Source organism: Proteus vulgaris (genome assembly GCF_033708015.1).
GTDB lineage: Bacteria > Pseudomonadota > Gammaproteobacteria > Enterobacterales > Enterobacteriaceae > Proteus.
On the sequence record NZ_CP137920.1, the window covers coordinates 904,860 to 921,472 of the forward strand.

At 37.7% G+C, this 16,613-nt stretch carries 12 protein-coding genes; 6 read left to right on the forward strand and 6 right to left on the reverse strand.

What is annotated here, in order from left to right; all coding sequences use genetic code 11:
* The first annotated feature begins 376 nt into the window (after positions 1-376).
* The 4 genes from tkt to fbaA all read left to right on the forward strand — a co-directional run bounded on the left by tkt (position 377) and on the right by fbaA (position 6,042).
* Positions 377-2,371 carry a transketolase gene (gene tkt, locus SB028_RS04285; protein ID WP_069368471.1) on the forward strand — a complete coding sequence of 665 codons (1,995 nt, stop codon included), beginning with the start codon at positions 377-379 and terminating at the stop codon, positions 2,369-2,371.
* 257 nt (positions 2,372-2,628) lie between these two features.
* Positions 2,629-3,648: an erythrose-4-phosphate dehydrogenase gene (epd, locus tag SB028_RS04290; protein ID WP_069368470.1), complete on the forward strand. Its 1,020-nt coding sequence runs from the start codon at positions 2,629-2,631 to the stop codon at positions 3,646-3,648.
* An 87-nt stretch (positions 3,649-3,735) separates the two neighbouring features.
* The gene (pgk, locus tag SB028_RS04295) at positions 3,736-4,899 is read left to right on the forward strand and encodes a phosphoglycerate kinase (protein WP_069368469.1); all 1,164 of its coding nucleotides are present in this window, start codon (positions 3,736-3,738) and stop codon (positions 4,897-4,899) included.
* Between the two features lie 63 nt (positions 4,900-4,962).
* On the forward strand, positions 4,963-6,042 hold the full coding sequence (fbaA, locus tag SB028_RS04300; protein ID WP_069368468.1) for a class II fructose-bisphosphate aldolase: 1,080 nt from the start codon (positions 4,963-4,965) through the stop codon (positions 6,040-6,042).
* Positions 6,043-6,219: 177 nt separating this feature from the next.
* On the opposite strand, the gene dtpB is transcribed toward fbaA, so the two are convergent.
* Both dtpB and hpaC read right to left on the reverse strand, forming a co-directional pair.
* Entirely contained in the window at positions 6,220-7,707 is a 1,488-nt protein-coding gene (gene dtpB / locus SB028_RS04305) for a dipeptide/tripeptide permease DtpB (RefSeq protein ID WP_069368467.1), read from the reverse strand.
* Positions 7,708-8,304: 597 nt separating this feature from the next.
* Complete coding sequence (gene hpaC / locus SB028_RS04310; protein WP_069368466.1) at positions 8,305-8,823, reverse strand: 4-hydroxyphenylacetate 3-monooxygenase, reductase component; 519 nt, start codon at positions 8,821-8,823, stop codon at positions 8,305-8,307.
* 593 nt (positions 8,824-9,416) lie between these two features.
* Here hpaC and hpaR point away from each other — a divergent pair.
* On the forward strand, positions 9,417-9,854 hold the full coding sequence (gene hpaR / locus SB028_RS04315) for a homoprotocatechuate degradation operon regulator HpaR (protein WP_069368465.1): 438 nt from the start codon (positions 9,417-9,419) through the stop codon (positions 9,852-9,854).
* A gap of 63 nt (positions 9,855-9,917) precedes the next feature.
* Here the strand turns inward: hpaR and betT are convergent, their stop codons facing one another.
* Together betT and SB028_RS04325 are read right to left on the reverse strand one after the other, a co-directional pair.
* A complete protein-coding gene (betT, locus tag SB028_RS04320) occupies positions 9,918-11,921 on the reverse strand; it encodes a choline BCCT transporter BetT (RefSeq protein ID WP_069368464.1) in 2,004 nt (667 codons plus the stop codon).
* A gap of 365 nt (positions 11,922-12,286) precedes the next feature.
* The gene (locus SB028_RS04325; protein ID WP_069368463.1) at positions 12,287-12,922 is read right to left on the reverse strand and encodes a hypothetical protein; all 636 of its coding nucleotides are present in this window, start codon (positions 12,920-12,922) and stop codon (positions 12,287-12,289) included.
* A gap of 264 nt (positions 12,923-13,186) precedes the next feature.
* On the opposite strand from SB028_RS04325, the gene SB028_RS04330 reads away from it, so the two are divergent.
* Positions 13,187-13,849 carry a DUF421 domain-containing protein gene (locus SB028_RS04330; protein ID WP_069368462.1) on the forward strand — a complete coding sequence of 221 codons (663 nt, stop codon included), beginning with the start codon at positions 13,187-13,189 and terminating at the stop codon, positions 13,847-13,849.
* An 82-nt stretch (positions 13,850-13,931) separates the two neighbouring features.
* On the opposite strand, the gene rnz is transcribed toward SB028_RS04330, so the two are convergent.
* Both rnz and rtcR read right to left on the reverse strand, forming a co-directional pair.
* Positions 13,932-14,849 carry a ribonuclease Z gene (gene rnz, locus SB028_RS04335; RefSeq protein WP_069368461.1) on the reverse strand — a complete coding sequence of 306 codons (918 nt, stop codon included), beginning with the start codon at positions 14,847-14,849 and terminating at the stop codon, positions 13,932-13,934.
* A 9-nt stretch (positions 14,850-14,858) separates the two neighbouring features.
* Complete coding sequence (rtcR, locus tag SB028_RS04340; protein ID WP_069368460.1) at positions 14,859-16,451, reverse strand: RNA repair transcriptional activator RtcR; 1,593 nt, start codon at positions 16,449-16,451, stop codon at positions 14,859-14,861.
* Positions 16,452-16,613 lie beyond the last annotated feature (162 nt).

Sequence of the window (16,613 nt, forward strand, 5' to 3'; positions counted from 1 at the left end):
TTAATTATTTATAATTCTATGTTCTTGTAACAAGTTCAGTCAATTATTAGGCTATAATTAAAACCATACGGTATTTCTTTGATTTGATGGATAATTCAGCAATAAAATTTTATCTTGATTAGTCATATCAAGCTAAGGTTTAATAGCACGCTTCTCAATTGCGCAAATTATTATCTTTTTCCCTTTTTGTTGCGCAACAATGCGGTGGTGTAATGTTATTTTCCGCTTTAATCGTAAAAAATGCATAGCAAATCAAAGAATTATTGCTTTATGTTAATTACGATAGCCACCTTTGTGGATTTTTTATATTGCGGTTTTTTGCCCGCATTGAGAGAATCAGCTATCTAGATGCTTTTTATCCGACTTGGAGTAGAAAATGACCACTCGTAAAACCCTTGCTAATGCGATCCGTTTTTTAAGTATGGATGCTGTGCAAAAAGCTAAATCAGGACACCCTGGCGCCCCTATGGGTATGGCTGATATTGCCGAAGTATTATGGCGTGATTTTTTAAATCATAACCCAACTAACCCTAACTGGGCTGATCGTGACCGTTTCGTTTTATCTAATGGTCATGCATCAATGCTGATTTATAGCTTATTGCACTTGTCTGGTTATGAAGTTTCTTTAGATGATCTGAAAAACTTCCGTCAATTACATTCTAAAACACCGGGCCACCCAGAATATGGTTATACCCCTGGTGTTGAAACAACAACGGGTCCTTTAGGTCAAGGTATTGCAAATGCAGTGGGTTTTGCAATTGCAGAACGTACATTAGCGGCTCAATTTAACCGTCCTGGTCATGATATTGTTGACCACTACACCTACGCCTTTATGGGTGATGGTTGTATGATGGAAGGTATCTCTCATGAAGCGTGTTCTTTAGCTGGAACATTACAATTAGGTAAACTAATCGCATTTTATGATGACAATGGTATCTCTATTGATGGTCAAGTCCATGGCTGGTTTACTGATAACACCGCAGAACGTTTCGATGCTTATGGCTGGCATGTCATCAGTGGTATTGATGGTCACGATGCAGCAAGCATTAAAGCTGCCATTGAAGCTGCAAAACAAGTCACAGACAAGCCTTCACTACTAATCTGTAAAACGACTATCGGTTTTGGTTCTCCTCATAAAGCGGGTACGGCTGATTCTCACGGTTCTCCATTAGGTGATGCAGAAATTGCTGAAACACGTAAAGCGTTAGGCTGGGAATACGGTGCATTTGAGATCCCACAAGAAATTTATAAAGAGTGGGATGCGAAAGAAGCAGGTAAAGCAAAAGAAGCGGCATGGGATGCTAAATTTGCGGCTTATGCAGCACAGTTCCCTGAATTAGCGGCTGAATTTAAACGTCGTATTTCTGGTGAATTACCCGCAAACTGGGAAAAAGATGCCAAAGCATTTATTGAAAATTTACAACAAAATCCTTCAAGCATTGCAAGCCGTAAAGCATCTCAAAATGCATTAGAAGCATTCGGTAAAGTATTACCAGAATTCATGGGTGGCTCTGCGGATTTAGCACCAAGTAACCTGACTATGTGGTCTGGTTCTAAAGCGCTGAATGAAGATAAAGCGGGTAATTACATCCATTATGGTGTACGTGAATTCGGTATGTCTGCAATTATGAATGGTATTGCATTACATGGCGGTTTTGTTCCATATGGTGCTACATTCCTGATGTTTATGGAATATGCACGTAACGCTGTGCGTATGGCTGCACTGATGAAGATCCGCAGTATCTTTGTTTATACACATGACTCCATTGGTCTCGGTGAAGATGGTCCAACTCACCAACCCGTTGAGCAAATGGCAAGCCTACGTGTCACTCCAAACGTGAGCACATGGCGTCCATGCGACCAAGTTGAATCAGCAGTTGCATGGAAATATGCAATTGATCGTAAAGATGGTCCAACAGCGCTGATCTTCTCTCGTCAAAATCTTGCACAGCAACCACGTACTGCAGAACAACTGGCAAATATCGAGAAGGGGGGGTATATCCTGAAAGATTGCGCTGGTACTCCAGAATTAATCTTTATTGCCACTGGTTCTGAAGTTGAATTAGCCGTTAGCGCTTATGAACAATTGACCGCTGAAGGCCGTAAAGTGCGTGTTGTTTCTATGCCAGCAACAGATGCATTTGATAAACAAGATGCAGATTACCGTGAAGCGGTATTGCCAACATCAGTGAAAGCACGCGTTGCTATTGAAGCGGGTATTGCTGACTACTGGTTCAAATATGTTGGTTTAGATGGTGTGATTGTCGGTATGAATAGCTTCGGTGAATCAGCACCTGCAAACGAATTATTTGAAGAGTTTGGTTTTACTGTTGAAAATGTGGTTACACAGGCAAAATCTTTACTTAAATAATCAATAAATGTTAACAAGAGCACATTTTTGGGAAGAATTTCTCAGATGTGCTCTTTTTTTATTCTTCTATCTTTGTTTACTATTGCGATCTTCTCTCATTTCTCGTAATCTGATTAACCATAAGCTGAACCGTTTCAGTTACTCCCGAAATGTCGGTGACTGCACAATTTCTAGATTTACTTGATTTATCATTGTTGATTAGTATCTTGCTCTATTATTCTAAGCGGTTGCAAATCACTAGTTATCAAGGAAGTCACATGACAATCAGAGTCGCTATTAACGGTTTTGGTCGTATAGGGCGTAATGTGTTAAGAGCGCTTTATGAATCAGGTAAACGTGCTGAAATAACGGTTATTGCAATAAATGAATTGGCTGATGCTCAAGGCATTGGGCATCTTCTCAAGTATGATTCCAGCCACGGTCGTTTTGCTTGGGATGTACGAATAAATAACGATTTATTGCAAGTGGGTGATGATACCATTCGTTTATTTCATCATGCGGATATTACCGATTTGCCTTGGGGTGAACTTGGTATTGATGTTGTACTGGATTGTAGTGGTGCTTATGGTTCCCGTGCTGATGGTGAAGCACATATTGCACAAGGCGCAAAGAAAGTCCTGTTTTCTCATCCCGGTACAACGGATTTAGATGCAACGGTTGTTTTTGGTGTGAATCAACACGAACTTAAAAAAGAGCACCGAATTGTTTCAAACGCATCTTGTACAACAAATTGCATTATTCCTATCATTAAAATGATGGATGACGCGTTTAATATAGAATCAGGAACAGTAACAACAATCCATGCAGCCATGAACGATCAACCCGTGATTGATGCATACCATAAGGATTTACGCCGTACTCGTGCAGCAGGGCAATCTATTATTCCTGTTGATACGAAATTGGCCGCAGGAATTACTCGAATTTTCCCGAAATTTAAGGATCATTTCGAGGCAATTTCTGTACGAGTTCCTACAATTAATGTGACAGCCATTGATTTAAGTGTCACTGTAAAAACTGCTGTAAATGTGTTAGATGTCAATCGGTTAATTCAAAAATCAGCAACTGGCGCATTTCGTGGTATAGTGGATTACACAGAATTGCCATTAGTCTCAACTGATTTTAACCACGACCCTCATAGTGCAATCGTTGATGGCACACAAACACGAGTCAGTGGGCAACACCTGATCAAGACTTTAGTCTGGTGTGATAATGAATGGGGCTTTGCTAACAGAATGCTCGATACAACGTTAGCAATGGCTACAACTGGTTTTAAATAATCATGTTTTAATGACGGTGTCGCGTAATAATACAAGGCACTGAACAGAAGATTACTAAATTTTAGAGAATCAATGAGAGGATTCATCATGTCTGTAATTAAGATGACCGATTTAGACCTAGCGGGTAAACGAGTTCTTATCCGTGCTGACCTGAACGTTCCAGTTAAAGATGGTAAAGTCACTTCAGATGCGCGTATCCGTGCTTCTTTACCAACAATTGAAGCCGCGTTAAAACAAGGCGCTAAAGTGATGGTAACTTCTCACTTAGGTCGCCCTACCGAAGGTGAGTACAACGAAGAGTTCTCTTTAAAACCAGTTGTTGACTATCTGAAAGATAAATTAACTGCCCCAGTTAGCCTTGCTAAAGACTATTTAAATGGTGTTGAAGTTAATGCAGGCGAATTAGTTGTTCTTGAAAACGTTCGTTTTAATAAAGGCGAAAAGAAAGACGACGAAACGCTGTCTAAACAATATGCTGCATTATGTGATGTTTTCGTAATGGATGCATTCGGTACAGCTCACCGTGCTCAAGCATCAACTCATGGTGTTGCTAAGTTTGCGCAAGTTGCTTGCGCAGGTCCATTATTATCAGCAGAACTTGAAGCATTAGGTAAAGCATTAGATAAACCCGCTCGCCCAATGGTTGCAATTGTTGGTGGTTCTAAAGTTTCAACTAAACTGACTGTATTAGATTCTTTATCAAAAATTGCTGACCAATTAATCGTTGGTGGTGGTATTGCAAATACCTTTATCGCAGCGGAAGGTCATCCAGTAGGTCGCTCTTTATATGAAGCAGACCTTGTTGATGATGCTAAAAAACTGATGGAAAAATGCGATATTCCAGTACCAAGCGATGTTCGCGTTGCAACTGAATTCTCTGAAACTGCAGAGGCTGTTTTAAAATCAGCAAGTGATATCAAAGACGATGAACAAGTCCTGGATATCGGTGATGTAACTGCGGAACGTTTAGCTGAGATCCTGAAAAACGCGAAAACTATCCTGTGGAATGGTCCAGTAGGTGTGTTTGAATTCCCTAACTTCCGCAAAGGTACAGAAATCATTGCTCATGCAATCGCAGAGAGCGAAGCATTCTCTATCGCAGGGGGCGGTGATACGCTGGCGGCTATTGATTTATTTGATATCGCAGACAAAATCTCTTACATTTCAACCGGTGGTGGTGCTTTCTTAGAATTTGTTGAAGGCAAAAAACTTCCTGCTGTTGCAATGTTAGAAGAACGCGCTAAACAGTAATTAAGTCAGCTCATACAGGTAGAAAGTTATTTTCTACCTGTTCCAAATATAGGATCTTATTACATGTCTAAAGTTTTTGATTTCGTGAAACCGGGTGTCATCACGGGTGATGATGTACAAAAAGTATTTGCAGTAGCAAAAGAAAACAAATTTGCTCTGCCTGCGGTTAACTGTGTAGGTACTGACTCAATCAATGCTGTGTTAGAAGCTGCTGCGAAAGTTCGTTCTCCTGTTATTGTACAGTTCTCTAACGGTGGTGCTGCATTTATCGCAGGTAAGGGTCTTAAATCTGATGTGCCACAGCAAGCGGCTATTCTAGGCGCAATTTCTGGTGCTCATCATGTGCATCAAATGGCTGAATACTACGGTGTTCCTGTTATTCTGCATACTGACCACTGTGCAAAAAAATTATTACCATGGATTGATGGTCTGTTAGATGCGGGTGAAAAACACTACGCTAAAACAGGGAAACCACTGTTCTCTTCTCACATGATTGACTTATCTGAAGAGTCATTAGAAGAAAACATCGAAATCTGTGCTAAATATTTAGCGCGTATGGCTAAAATCGATATGACTTTAGAAATCGAATTAGGCTGTACGGGTGGTGAAGAAGACGGCGTTGATAACACCGGTATGGACAGCTCTGCGCTTTATACTCAACCAGAAGACGTTGCTTATGCCTACGAAAAACTGAGTGCGGTAAGTCCTCGTTTCACTATCGCGGCTTCTTTCGGTAACGTACATGGTGTTTATAAACCAGGTAATGTTCAGTTAACACCAAAAATTCTACGTAACTCACAAGACTACGTATCTGAGAAATTCAATCTGCCACACAATAGCTTAGATTTCGTTTTCCACGGTGGTTCTGGTTCTTCTGCTGCTGAAATCAAAGAAGCTGTTGACTATGGCGTTATCAAAATGAATATCGATACTGATACTCAGTGGGCGACTTGGGATGGTATCTTACAGTTCTACAAAAAGAACGAAGGTTATCTGCAAGGCCAGTTAGGTAACCCAGAAGGGGCTGATAAACCTAACAAGAAATATTACGACCCACGTAACTGGTTACGTCACGCACAAGTATCAATGGTTGTTCGTTTAGAACAAGCATTTAAAGAGCTGAATTCAGTTGATGTATTGTAATTAGATCATTCTTGATGATTAAACTAAACCCGCTTATTTGGCGGGTTTTTTATTATGGCTTTAGCCACTATTAGCAATACTCACTAATATGAAATGCGATTTTTGAGATAATACAGCGATAAAAAAGCGCCTATTCATGAATAGACGCTTACAGCAAGCAATATAGTGATGAGAAGATTAACCTGTGACTTTACCGTCTTTGTTTTTTTCTTTCATCATACGATTTAATAAAGGTACGGTTGCCCACATAACGATACCTACAATTAAGGTCACAATACCAATTTTACCAAATACATCAGTATAAATAGGTAATGTTTGTAGTGGATCTGTAATACCTTCTGGTGCGGCTGTGAAAGTCGCTACATAACCGCCTAATAGATAAGCGGTCGCTTGTGTTAAGAACCACATACCTAAAATAAATCCCATCATGTATTGTGGTACGAACGCTGCAACCATTGCTAAACCTAACGCACTGATCATCAGTTCACCTAAGCTCTGGAATAAGTAAACTAGAACGATAAACCAAGGTGATGTTAAGCCTTGAGCATCGGCAAACCACATACCTGATGCTGCCGCGGTAAGGAATCCTAATGAGCACAGGAGCATACCCGCAGTAAATTTTGCTGGCATGGATAAATCTTTACCTTTCGCACCAAAATAACTGTAAGCGATAGCAAGGATTGGGCTAGCAACAATGATCCAGAAGGGGTTGAGTGCTTGGAAGCTGACAGGGTTAATCTCAAAGCCTAAAAGCGTGTGATGAACGTTATGAATAGCAAAGAAATTCAGTGAAGTTGGCATCTGAGCATACAGAATATAGAAAATAACAGCTTCTAACATCAGAACAAATGCAACATACATTTTATTACGAGCAACTCTGTCTTTTTGTTTAAACGCTTCACGGAAATAAATGAAGACAACAATAATAGACAGACTGACTAAGACGATATTTGCAATCATCACGTTGTGCAGTAACCATGCACAAATAAATACCATCACAATTGAGCCAACAATAACTAATAACAGCTTACTAAAGTTCATTGGTAAATGGTCTGGTTCAGAACCAATATTGGCAACCATTTTACGGCAGAATAAATAAACTAATAACGCCATGATCAAGCCAATACCGCAGATATTATAAGTCAGTGCATATCCGTAACGTTCTGCAAGTACAGGGGCGATAGATAAAGAAATTAATGAGCCGATATTAATCGACATATAAAATAGCGTAAATGCGCCATCAAGACGAGGGTCTTTAGGTGGATAACATTTTGCTAATAAGCTGGCAGGGTTGGCTTTAAATAAACCATTACCCACTGCGATAGTTCCTAATGCGTAGAAAATTAAATTAGGATACATAATTGACATACCAGTCATGAAATAACCGATAGCCAAAACAATCGCACCTAAAACAATGGTTCGTTTTGTTCCTAATAAGTGGTCACCAACATAACCACCAATAGAAATAAGCCCATAAACCAGTGCAGAGAAAGCACCAAAAGTAATGAAAGCCTGTTCTTGAGAGAAGCCTAATTTACTAACAAAATAAACGGCAAGAATACCTTGTACGCCGTAGTAACCAAAACGTTCCCATAATTCTACAAAGAAAATCATAAAGAACGGTTTAGGCTGTTGTAATAAACCGACTTGAGCGGGTTTATCCATATCTGTAATGCCCCTAATTATTATTTATTTTCAACAACGATGTTATTTACTCACATTCACGAAGAATGTTACACAACAGTAACATTATCTGTCGCATTTGGAGTGATGTTTGCAAATTTAAGAAGGTAATCAGCAAGTCGAGTAGACTAATATATTGATGAAATGACTTCTCAAAGGTTGATCACACTGTGAGTAAGATTAATACCAGATTGAAAAAAATATTCATTAATTTATTTTCAAATAAAGCCATTTAATTGATTTTTTGTATAAAATATAATCAATGAGATTATTATTGGTTTATATTTTAATCTGATTAAATTAAATAAAGATAAAAGGGAGAAGTAGAGAGAAAATATTTTTGATTATGTGACTGATTGATTATAGAAAGAATTTTTTCATTATAATTAAAAATTATTCTTTTATAACAAACGGATGTTAATAAGTGTTTAATAAATATCTAAAGATGAGTCAATATTGCTTCATTAAATAAATATTCAATTAATATAGATAAATATTTAATTTTATGATGTGATTATTATCAAAAAAAAACGCCCTTATAAAAAGTGCGTTTTTATTTTGAGGTAAAAGAGATGAAATTTAAACAGAGATTGTTACTTGTTCATTTTTAACAGAATGGAAACGACGTTTGAAATAAATAAGTCCATCACCATCTTCACGTACTGAAATATTCTTAATTTCGGTCATATAAACAAAATGTGTACCGACTTGGCGCACGTCATAAATATCGCCTTCTAAGCAGGCGAGTGCATTTGTTAATATCGGCTGTTGTAGTTGTCCGTTTTGCCATCCTGGTTGGGTAAAACGATCGGCCATCGCAAGCCCAGTCATTCCGGCGAAATGGCAGGCCATTTCTTCCTGCTCATGATTCAATATATTGATACTTAATTTTCCATTTTCTTGAAAAATGGTATTCATTTGGCTTTTACCGTTGATGCAAACCATCACGGTAGGCGGGTTATCAGTAACAGAACATACCGCTGTTGCTGTTAAGCCACAACATCCCGCATCGCCATTTGTTGCCACGATATTGACCGCAGCGCCTAAGCTGGCCATTGCATCCCGAAAAAGTGGGTTAGCCTGTTTTTCCTCAGACATTTTTTACTCCTACTGCCAGACTCCTCGTCTGTGGGCGTCTTCACTTAAACTAATTATTAGCTAGATAACTAAATAAATTATCTAACTACTTCGCTAACAAAAGTGTAATGTTATTGTCGATTTCTTTGTTGCGTTGTTTTAAAGCCGTAACGCTACCGCGCATGGACAAAGATAGCAATCTTTCTTTGTTACAACCTGTTAACTTTATCTCAAAAAACAGTGAGACAACCTTATCGCTAAGCGACATTATTCCTAATTTAGAGGCAGGATAATAGGCAAATCAGGCTACTTTTTTTGATTGGTAAAGAGATAACACAAATTGCCAACTCATAAAAATTGCGTATAGCTCAAGATGTTGGGAGAGATGAAGTTAACCGTAAAAAGGAACATGGGGTGATAAATTGCACTCAGGGAGGCAAATTGCAAAAATTGAGTCAACTTTATTTATTTGTTAATATGAATAATTGTAACAATTAGTCTATTCTTAGAATATAGTCATTTTATAAACTATAAGCACTGGTACTTTTTCACTGTCTATATTGAGTGATATTTTGTCATTTCACCTATAACACCATATAAAGAGCTTCTTGATTATGCATGAATCATTAACTATCGCGCTATTACAAGCACGGGAATCTGCGATGGGTTTTTTTCGACCTGTTCTCAAAGAGCATAATCTGACAGAACAGCAATGGCGGATCATTCGCGTACTAGCGGATAAACGCTCTATCGATTTCCATGAGTTAGCGCAAAAATCGTGTATTCTTCGACCAAGTCTAACGGGTATTCTCATTAGAATGGAAAGAGACGAGCTAATTTGTCGTTTAAAACCGGTAAGTGACCAACGTAAACTCTTTGTATCACTTTCTGCCAATGGACAAAGTTTATACGATAAAATTCAGCCTAAAATCGAAGAAGGTTATCAATTACTTGAGCAAAAGTTTTCGACTGAAAAACTACAGCGGTTATCCCGATTATTAAAAGAGTTGATTGCGCTTAACTTAGATGATGTAGAACAATCAGAGAAATAAGTTATTTGATAAAAAAAGGAGATGCTATGGCATCTCCTTTTTGTTGCTATCATGCAGATAAAATTATTGTTTACCTAATACATGTAAGAAGTGAATGTGTTTTTCGTACTGATCAAGAATATCGTGAATGATTTGTTCTTTCGTCCAACCCATTACATCGTAATCTTGTCCACCTTCTTTTAAATGAATTTCAGCACGATAATATTTGTGCTCTTCATCTTTTTCTTCATCACTGAGTCCTGCTAAAGCAAAGGCGGGTTGAGTATAAAAGCGTAGGCGAACTTCATAGAAGAAATTCATGTCATCGCCTAAGTCAACTTCAATAGCAATTCGATCATCTTCTTCATTATGGATAAAACATTGTGTCGCTTGCTTACTTAACTCAGCAGACACCATTTCCATTGAAGGCTGGATCACTTCATCCATAAAACGTTTTACATGAGAGCGTTTAGGGAAATAGGCAATATTTCTTAAACGACGTTGCCAAGGGATCGGATTGCGGCTTGCTGGTGGTGCTATTGTCGTTAGTTGTTGACTATCACGTTTATAGACATCGACTCGTAATGCTTTTATTAGCCCATAAATAGAAGCAAGTAATACCATTGAGAAGGGAAGTGCGCTTGCAATGGTGACGGTTTGTAGTGCAGTTAACCCCCCCGCTAACAATAAAGTAATCGCGGAAACCCCCATTAAAGCTGCCCAGAAAATACGTTGCCATACGGGGGTTTCGCTATCACCACCAGAAGCTAAAGTATCAACAACCATCGCGCCAGAGTCTGCTGAAGTCACAAAGAAGACAACGACCATCAGCATCGCAAAGAAGGATAAAACAGACGAGAAAGGAAAGTAATTTAAGAATTCAAATAACGCTAATGACACATCTTGCTGTACGATATTGGCGAGTGCTTCTGCACCTTTATCTTTGATTAAATGGATTGCCGTGTTACCAAAAACGGTCATCCAAAGTAAGGTAAAGCCTGCTGGAACAAACAGAACACCCACAACAAACTCACGAATAGTACGGCCTCGAGAAATACGGGCAATAAACATTCCGACAAAGGGAGACCATGAAAGCCACCATCCCCAATAAAGCAGTGTCCATCCCCCTAACCAATCACTCGATTTTGGCTCGTACGCGTAAAGATTAAAGGTTTTACTGACTATTTCGGATAGATATCCTCCCGTATTTTCAACAAATGATTTTAATATCAATACGGTTGGACCGAGCGTAATGACTAATAAAAGAAGAATAACCGCTAATCCTAAGTTAAGTTCAGATAAAAAGCGGATCCCTTTTTCTAATCCAGAAACAACAGAGATAGTTGCAAGTCCTGTTATTACAACAATTAATATGACTTGAATAGTTGGATTAATAGGTACATTAAAGAGGTGATTTAAACCCGCATTAACTTGGAGAACACCAAAGCCAAGGGAGGTTGCGACACCAAATACGGTACCCATAACGGCAAAAATATCAACAGCATGACCAATTGGACCATGTATGCGATCGCCAATAATTGGATAAAGCGCAGAGCGCAGTGTTAATGGTAAACCATGGCGATAAGAGAAGAAAGCTAAGATCAAGGCGACAATGGCGTAAATAGCCCATGCATGTAATCCCCAATGGAAAAAGGTTAATCTCATCGCTTCTTTTGCTGCTTCTATGGTTTGAGCTTCACCCGTCGGAGGCATCAGGTAATGCATAACTGGTTCAGCAACACCAAAGAACATTAAGCCAATTCCCATTCCTGCTGAAAAAAGCATGGCAAACCAAGCAAAATAACTAAAGTGAGGGCGAGCATGATCAGGTCCTAACTTGATTTGACCAAAACGGGAAAGACCTAAATAAGTCACACTCAGCAAAACCAATGCAACGGCTAGAATGTAGAACCAGCTCGCATTTGTGAAGAGGTTTTCCTGAAGATGACCTAGTTTATCATTAGCCAACTCTGGAAATAATGCAGAGAAACCAACGACAAGTAAAATTAACAACGCTGATGTATAAAAAACGGGAGGATTAATTTTCATCCTAACTTTTTGAGGGGTTATATCGTTTTGTTGACTCATAGTTAACCTATTTTTTGTTATTTTCCTAGAAAGAAACTTTTCGCTACCCATTATCTGATTGCTTATGTCATCAGAAAAGAAAAGTTCTTAAGAAAATTTGAATAAAACACTAAATTAGAAAAATGTTTTATAAAAGAACGGAAGTAAATTATTTTTTCCGTAATATGAAGAAAAATACTATTAAATCAATTTATTAACAATTTTTTATACTAGATGATTTCGCTCTTTAATAGGTTTCTCCTGTTGAAAAAAGGAGAACATAGTTACATTTTTTGCTTAACCGATCAACCCCTGTCTTTTTTTTGTACAAAAAAAGCCAGCGAAAATTTGCTGGCTCTCAATTCATCAAAAAAACTGAAATCAGATTATTTATTTTCAGTTTTTAAGTCATCAATCTTTTGTTTAGCTTGATCAGTTAATTGGTCCGCTTTATCAAGTGCTTTATTTTCAGTCTCTTGAGCTTGTTGTTTTACATCATCGCTGGTTTTTGATGCATCACCTTTTAGCTGATCAATTTTATTGTCTGCTTCTTGCATCAGATTATCTGCCGTTTTGCTCGCATCTTGTTTTAGCTCCGCGGCTTTTTCAGATAATTTATTACTTTCGGCTTCTAGGCTTTGCTTAATTTCTTCCGCTTTTGCCGCACTTGCATCTTTTAATTCATCGGTTTTTTGTGAAATGCTTTCTTTTAGCGTATCTGTTTTTTCATCCGTTTGTGCTTTTAATTCTGTGGTTTTTTGTTCTGCTTGATCTTTTAATTCTTGAGCTTGTTGTGTTAATTCATCTGCTTTTGCTGATGCATTTTCTTGCAAGTCGGCTGCTTTATCTTTTGCCTGTTCTGTTAATTCATTCGCTTTATCTTGTGCGGTTTCAGTGACTTGAGTTGCCGTTTCTTTTGCTTTATCAATACCTTCATCGACTTTTTTAGATGAGTCATCACAACCTGCTGTAATAGTAACGATACCCGCTAGAACCAATGAAGTAAGTAGTTTTTTATTCATTTTTTTCTCCAAAATATGTGTTCAAAAACAATTCAGTGATATCCCGCGTAAGTAGTAGTAAAGGCGAGAAGTTATTGTGTTGATAAAAAGATATTACTATCAAACTATCTTAATAAGTATAGTGTCAGTTTTAAAATCAACAAACCTAAGTATATTAAGTGTTTTTTCTTAGTCAAATGCCATGAAAAATAATTCAGATTTTTATCTGGGTAAGATTTTCTGCTTTATAATAAGTGTAGAGATTATTGGAAATGTGAGACGCATATGGAATATTATTTTCTGGTTATTATCAAATTTATTATTGGTTTTACTATCATATTAGCCCATATGAATTTATCAGGTAAAACACAACTCTCTCAATTAACACCTATTGATTTTATTGGTAATTTTGTACTTGGTGGCATTATGGGGGGGGTGATTTACACTGATGCAATCCCTCTTTATCAATATATTATCGTTTTCTTAATAGGTGTCTGTTTTATCTCTTTGCTTAATTATATTAGTAAGCGATTTAACTTTTTCCGAGCCGTGACCATTGGCAATCCTATTCCTATTATAAAGAAGGGCGAATTTATAATGGAAAACATTATGGAGAAAAAGAATAAAATAGATATTTTGAACATAACGTCTCGTCTTCATGCTCAGGGTATTCATTCGTTTCAAGAGGTCAATTACGCACAAATTGAACCTGATGGACAAATCACCGTAGTATGCGATGGTGCTAAAATGCCTTCGATTATTGTCATGAAAGATGGTGTTATTCGAACATCCGAATTAGCACAAATAGAAAAAGATGAAGCTTGGCTTCAAGAAGAGATGAAGGATCAGCATATTGATACGCCAGAAGATATTTTCTTAGCTGAATTTTGGGATGGAAAAGTCAATTTTATTTTACAAGATGGGAAGATAAAACGGACTACGTTATAGATAAATAATATCAATGCTGAGTTAAGTATGATTTACAACAGTGGCGATATAATATCGCCATTGTTATCTAGTGAAAACGTAATTACAACTTAACGACTTCAAAATCAGAAGCTATTTCAGTATTGCTAAAGATCTGTTGGCTTTCATTTAGCAATTCAGCGCACTCTTCAGGGGAATAGCGGCTACTAATATGCGTGATAATCAGCTTTTTGATATTAGCGTCTTTTGCTAACTGTGCTGCTTGTACTGTTGTTGAGTGACCACGACTATTCGCTTGCTCTACCATTTCATGTTTAAACGTCGCTTCATGAACAATAACATCGGCGTTATTAGCTAGCTTTAATGCATTTGGGGTGGGTTGTGTATCACCAAAAATGACAATACAACGGCCTTTTATTTCATCACCAATATAGTTTTTACCATCAACGATTCGTCCATCTGGCAATGTTATCGTTTTGCCTTGCTTTAAGTCTTGTAACCAAGAGCCTACGGGAATATTTTCCGCTTTCAGCTTTTCTGCATCTAATTTACCTGGTTTGTTTTCTTCTTCTAAACGATAACCAAAACAAGGCACAGGATGAGAAAGTGCTTCACAGCTGACTTTCATACCTTCTTCTTCAAACAGAAAACCCGCTTTATCAATTTCAACAATATTTATCGGGTAAGTTAAATAGGACTGACTTAATGTCAGCGCCGTTTCTATAAAGGCTTTTATACCCGTAGGGCCATACACGGTTAACTGTGTTTCCGTTCCACCCATTGAGCGACTGCAAAGTAATCCCGGTAAACCAAAAATATGATCGCCATGTAAGTGGGTAATAAAAATTTTATTTAAACGCGGTAATTTCACACGGGTATGCAATATTTGATGTTGTGTTGCTTCACCACAATCAAACATCCACATACTTTTTTGTTTATTTTGTAAATCAAGGACCATACTCGTGACATTGCGATCTTTAGAAGGAACGCCTGCATTGGTGCCTAAAAAAGTGAGCTCCATAATGAAATACTATTCTCCATGTCGAATTTGTTCCCAACTTAAATTGAATTTCGCAAGATACTTACGTAAGCGATCGGCATCGTTGGGTTGTTTTTTATTTTGTCTTGATACTGCGAAAAGTTTTCTACCTGCTTCTGAGAGTGTTGATGATTGCTGACACGTTTTGATCACTGTATTGAGTTGACTCAGATCGAAAAGATCAATATCAGTACTATTAAATAAAGAAGAGGAAACAACCCCCCAATTTTGTTTTAAACGATTAATTTCTTCATCAACAAGAGGAAGGGTAATGCGGCCATTTTCGGCAAGTGTTGCCATTCGGGTTATACTAGCACTAAGTTCACGGAAATTACCACGCCATAATGCCTGTTCAGATGTTGCAAATCGAATATAGTGTGATTTCGCATCAGCGTTAAAACGGATTGCCTTTTGATAAAGCTTTGCAAAATGATGCAATTCATAATCGATATTAGGCTCAATATCCTCTTTACGATCGGCTAAACCTGGTAGTGAAAAAGACCATAAGTTGATCCTTGCATAGAGATCTTCACGAAAAAGTCCTTTTGCAATTTGCTTGTCCATATCACGATGTGTTCCTGCGATGAGTTGAAAATCACTTTGTATCTCAGTATCTGAGCCATAAGGATAAAAAGATTTTTCTTCTATCGCTTTAAGCAACATTGCTTGCTCATCAAGTCCTAATTCTGCAATTTCATCAAGAAATAAAATTCCTTTATCGGCTTCTCTTAATAATCCTGATCTGGTTTGTAATGCCCCAGTAAATGCTCCTTTTACATGCCCAAATAAAGTGGACATAGCATTATCGCCACGCAAAGTAGCACAGTTAACAGCAATAAAACGACCTTTTACAAAATGGCGAGATTGTCGTAATTCATAAATACGTTGAGCAAGGAATGATTTCCCTGCTCCTGTGGGGCCTGTTAATAAGATGGGCGCCACGGAGCGCAATGCAACACGTTCAATTTGAGCAATTAACGTATTAAAACGCTCATTACGTGTGGCGATCCCCGATTTTAAGAAAGAGAGAGACTCATTATGGTAATGCTCAAATCGACTCGTTAGTTTTGTATAACGGCTTAAATCAAGATCAATAACAGCATAACTGCCCGTGGCTGATTGTACTGTTTTGATGTCCTCTTTATTTTCTGTTTTAGAAGAAGGCGAGGTTTGTAATAGTTTTGCAGGTAAATAATGTGCTTCAGTCAGGAGGAACCAGCAAATCTGAGCGATGTGTGTACCTGTGGTGATATGGACATAATATTCTTCATTTTCAGTATCAAATGGATAATTCACTGCAAAATCAAGAAAGTGACTATAAACCTCTTCCAGATCCCAAGGATCACAAATATCAATTTCGTAAGGTAATACTTCTGTATCAGGGGAAATAGTATGAATATCTTCAGTGATTTTTGACGCTAACATAGAGTCATTAGGTTGATGGAGCATGACCAACCGACTTACGGGGAAATCTTTTTGCTGACAAATCGAAATTGTTGGACGCCATGAGTTCCATCTTTTATGACTTTTACCTCGTTTATCTAATGTTGTGCCTAAAACACCAATCACCACTTTACGTTTCATTAAGTTATCCCTACTTATCTTCTTATCTATATTTATAAAAGTGTAGATAAAAAGATAAGTTTTTATCGTTTTTAATTCAACGGATAAATGTTCGAAAATTATGTAAAAAATATTTTTATAAGCAAAAACAATGAATTAAAAATATTTTTTGCAAATCACCAA

Excerpts from the sequence above, each read along its gene's own strand:
- tkt (WP_069368471.1), top strand. The coding sequence starts at position 377 with ATGACCACTCGTAAAACCCTTGCTAATGCGATCCGTTTTTTAAGTATG.
- epd (WP_069368470.1), top strand. The coding sequence starts at position 2,629 with ATGACAATCAGAGTCGCTATTAACGGTTTTGGTCGTATAGGGCGTAAT.
- pgk (WP_069368469.1), top strand. The coding sequence starts at position 3,736 with ATGTCTGTAATTAAGATGACCGATTTAGACCTAGCGGGTAAACGAGTT.
- fbaA (WP_069368468.1), top strand. The coding sequence starts at position 4,963 with ATGTCTAAAGTTTTTGATTTCGTGAAACCGGGTGTCATCACGGGTGAT.
- dtpB (WP_069368467.1), bottom strand. The coding sequence starts at position 7,707 with ATGGATAAACCCGCTCAAGTCGGTTTATTACAACAGCCTAAACCGTTC.
- hpaC (WP_069368466.1), bottom strand. The coding sequence starts at position 8,823 with ATGTCTGAGGAAAAACAGGCTAACCCACTTTTTCGGGATGCAATGGCC.
- hpaR (WP_069368465.1), top strand. The coding sequence starts at position 9,417 with ATGCATGAATCATTAACTATCGCGCTATTACAAGCACGGGAATCTGCG.
- betT (WP_069368464.1), bottom strand. The coding sequence starts at position 11,921 with ATGAGTCAACAAAACGATATAACCCCTCAAAAAGTTAGGATGAAAATT.
- SB028_RS04325 (WP_069368463.1), bottom strand. The coding sequence starts at position 12,922 with ATGAATAAAAAACTACTTACTTCATTGGTTCTAGCGGGTATCGTTACT.
- SB028_RS04330 (WP_069368462.1), top strand. The coding sequence starts at position 13,187 with ATGGAATATTATTTTCTGGTTATTATCAAATTTATTATTGGTTTTACT.
- rnz (WP_069368461.1), bottom strand. The coding sequence starts at position 14,849 with ATGGAGCTCACTTTTTTAGGCACCAATGCAGGCGTTCCTTCTAAAGAT.
- rtcR (WP_069368460.1), bottom strand. The coding sequence starts at position 16,451 with ATGAAACGTAAAGTGGTGATTGGTGTTTTAGGCACAACATTAGATAAA.